At 58.5% G+C, this 2,976-nt stretch carries 3 protein-coding genes and 1 other RNA gene; 3 read left to right on the top strand and 1 reads right to left on the bottom strand.

The window, feature by feature from the left end:
- Positions 1–2 precede the first annotated feature (2 nt).
- A non-coding RNA gene (locus E0L20_RS23705) (RtT sRNA) lies at positions 3–140 on the top strand.
- 131 nt (positions 141–271) lie between these two features.
- Here the strand turns inward: E0L20_RS23705 and E0L20_RS23700 are convergent.
- A complete protein-coding gene (locus tag E0L20_RS23700) occupies positions 272–1,177 on the bottom strand; it encodes a LysR family transcriptional regulator (protein WP_131636021.1) in 906 nt (301 codons plus the stop codon).
- A gap of 109 nt (positions 1,178–1,286) precedes the next feature.
- Here E0L20_RS23700 and E0L20_RS23695 point away from each other — a divergent pair, with 109 nt between their 5' ends.
- Positions 1,287–2,147: a pirin family protein gene (locus tag E0L20_RS23695; RefSeq protein ID WP_131636020.1), complete on the top strand. Its 861-nt coding sequence runs from the start codon at positions 1,287–1,289 to the stop codon at positions 2,145–2,147.
- A gap of 21 nt (positions 2,148–2,168) precedes the next feature.
- Positions 2,169–2,846, top strand: coding sequence for an isochorismatase family protein (locus tag E0L20_RS23690; protein WP_131636019.1), 678 nt, complete (start codon positions 2,169–2,171; stop codon positions 2,844–2,846).
- The last annotated feature ends 130 nt before the right edge of the window (positions 2,847–2,976 follow it).

Raw genomic sequence — 2,976 nt, 5'->3', positions numbered from 1 at the left:
GCATGTTGCACATTTCTGGGGGGATGAGAATCCACGACCGGGGTTCGACAACTGGCGGCAGCCAGTTGGACAGACTGAGCGCGCAGCGAACAGGCTGCCCGCAGGGCGAGCGAAGCGAGTCAATCCCCCCCTCACCGCCATATTCGAGAAAGAGCTCGTACGCAAGTACGGGCTTTTTTTTATATTCTCCGAAAGGGGGGGATTCGAACCTTGAAACTCCCTGCGCTCTGCATGTCGGGTGGCGCTGCGCTTACCCGACCTACACAACGTATTACTCTTCGACCATTCGCGCATATTCATCGGTGAGAAAATCCACCAGCGTTCTGACGGACGGCAATAGCCCCCGCCGTGATGGGTAGACCGCATGGATCACCTCTCGTCGTGGCTCCCACGCGTCAAGTACCCGAACCAGCTCTCCTGACGCCAGCTGATCCTTCACCATCAGAATCGGCAACTGCACCACGCCCACGCCCGCCATCGCCGCCTCCCGCAGCGCCAGCATGTCGGTGGTGATAAAGCGCGGTGCGAAATGGATCTCCGCCTTTGCCCCTCCCGGCCCGCTGAGTTCCCACTTATGTACCTGCTTCCCGGCCCCCATGCTCAAACCGGGCCATTCGCTGAGTTCAGAAGGCATGGCCGGATTGCCCAGCCGTTCAATAAGCTGCGGTCCGGCGACCAGACAGTGCCCCCGGTCTGCCAGCACCCTTAACACCAGGTCGCTGTCATCAAACGGACGCGGGCGCACGCGGATCGCCACGTCTACGCCCTCGCCGACCAGGTCGACCCGCCGGTTGGTCGCTTCCAGCTGAAGATTGATCCCGGGATAACGCGCCATAAAACGCGCCAGCATAGGCCCAACATGCACGTGCAGCAGCGTTACCGGACAGGTGATCCTGACGACGCCGCGAGGTTCAGCCTGCAGCGCCGCCACGGCCTCCTCTGCCGCTTCGGCTTCTACCAGCATGGCCTTACAGTGCTGATAGAACGTCTGCCCGACCTCCGTCACCGTAAACTGCCGCGTGGTCCGCTGTATCAACCGAACGCCCAGCCGCTCCTCCAGCTGTGCAATCCTGCGGCTCAGCTTCGACTTAGGCTGGTCGAGCGCCCGGCCCGCCGCGGCAAACCCGCCATGATCCACTACCTTCACAAACCACACGAAATCATTGAGATCCTGCATACGCCCCCATTGTTCCATTTTAAGAACAGTGAATGTCATTTTCACTATCTACCGGGATATTAACTCTGAATATAAGCTAATTACATCAACGGAACATCAGGAGTTAATCATGAAAAACGTAACAGGCGTGTATACCGCTCCCCGCCAGCACTGGGTTGGCGATGGTTTCCCGGTACGTTCGATGTTTTCTTACCAGACGCACGGCGAACCGCTTAGCCCGTTCCTGCTGCTGGATTATGCAGGCCCGTATTCCTTCCCGGCAGACGGTGCCAAACGCGGCGTAGGTGAACATCCTCACCGTGGATTTGAAACGGTCACCGTCGTCTATTCCGGCGAAGTAGAGCATCGTGATTCCACCGGCAGAGGCGGCGTTATTGGTCCCGGCGATGTGCAGTGGATGACGGCTGGCGCTGGCATTCTGCATGAAGAGTTTCACTCCAGCGCCTTCGCGCAAAAAGGGGGCGAGCTCAAAATGCTGCAGCTGTGGGTCAACCTGCCGGCAAAAGACAAGATGGCGACCCCCGGGTATCAGAGCATCACCAGCAGCGACATCCCGGTAGTGACGTTACCGGACAATAGCGGAACGCTGCGGGTTATCGCGGGTCGCTACAACGACGTAACAGGCCCGGCGCATACGTTCTCGCCGCTGAATGTCTGGGATGTTTCCCTGAGGCAGGGGCACCATCTAACACTCGCTCAGCCCGACGGCTGGAGCACCGCGCTGGTCATTCTTGAAGGTAACGTCACGGTGAACGGCACGGCCCAGGCGGGAGAAGCGCAGCTCGTGGTGCTGAGTCAGGAAGGGGACAAACTGCATCTGGAAGCCAGCAGCGATGCCAAAATTCTGCTGATGGCCGGGGAACCGCTTAATGAGCCAGTGGTGGGTTACGGCCCGTTTGTGATGAACAGTAAAACGGAAATCGCGGAAGCCATTCGTGATTTCAACTCCAGCCGCTTCGGCCAGATCTGAACGTAATAAAGGAGAGAAAAAATGTCTACCCCAGCTAATTTTAACGGCGCTCGTCCGGCTATTGACGTGAACGACGCGGTGATGCTGCTCATTGACCACCAGAGCGGGCTGTTCCAGACCGTCGGTGACATGCCCATGCCGGAACTGCGCGCCCGTGCGGCAGCGCTGGCGAAAATCGCCACCCTGGCGAAGATCCCGGTGATCACCACGGCGTCCGTTCCGCAAGGGCCGAATGGACCGCTTATCCCGGAGATCCATGCCAACGCGCCCCACGCGCAGTACGTTGCGCGCAAAGGCGAGATTAACGCCTGGGATAACCCGGAATTTGTGGCGGCGGTAAACGCCACCGGGCGTAAAACGCTGATTATTGCGGGAACGATCACCAGCGTCTGCATGGCGTTCCCGTCAATCAGCGCCGTGGCGGATGGCTATAAAGTGTTTGCGGTGATTGATGCTTCGGGCACCTACAGCAAAATGGCGCAGGAGATCACCCTGGCGCGCGTGGTGCAGGCTGGCGTAGTGCCGATGGATACGGCGGCGGTAGCCTCTGAGATCCAGCGGACATGGAACCGGGAAGATGCTGCAGAATGGGCTGAAGTCTACACCCATATCTTCCCTGCCTATCAGTTACTGATCGAAAGCTACGGCAAGGCGCAGGAAGTGGTGAAAAACAGCGAAGTGCTCGATTCGCAGAGTTGATTACAGGCTTTGCGGTAAAAGCTGATTAAGGCTTAACCGAACGCGCATTAAAGCTGAAAATCTGCTTGACCGTTTTAGCGCAACTCCCTATAGTAGCGCCCCGTTGCCCCCCAAGCGGTCAGGCAGCAAA

This window comes from Enterobacter wuhouensis (assembly GCF_004331265.1).
GTDB lineage: Bacteria > Pseudomonadota > Gammaproteobacteria > Enterobacterales > Enterobacteriaceae > Enterobacter > Enterobacter wuhouensis.
Note: the sequence above shows the minus strand (reverse complement) of the source record. Positions and strands in the feature narration are given on the sequence as shown.

Bases quoted from the DNA above. Each gene is read 5' to 3' on its own strand.
- E0L20_RS23700 (WP_131636021.1), bottom strand. From the start codon at position 1,177: ATGCAGGATCTCAATGATTTCGTGTGGTTTGTGAAGGTAGTGGATCAT.
- E0L20_RS23695 (WP_131636020.1), top strand. From the start codon at position 1,287: ATGAAAAACGTAACAGGCGTGTATACCGCTCCCCGCCAGCACTGGGTT.
- E0L20_RS23690 (WP_131636019.1), top strand. From the start codon at position 2,169: ATGTCTACCCCAGCTAATTTTAACGGCGCTCGTCCGGCTATTGACGTG.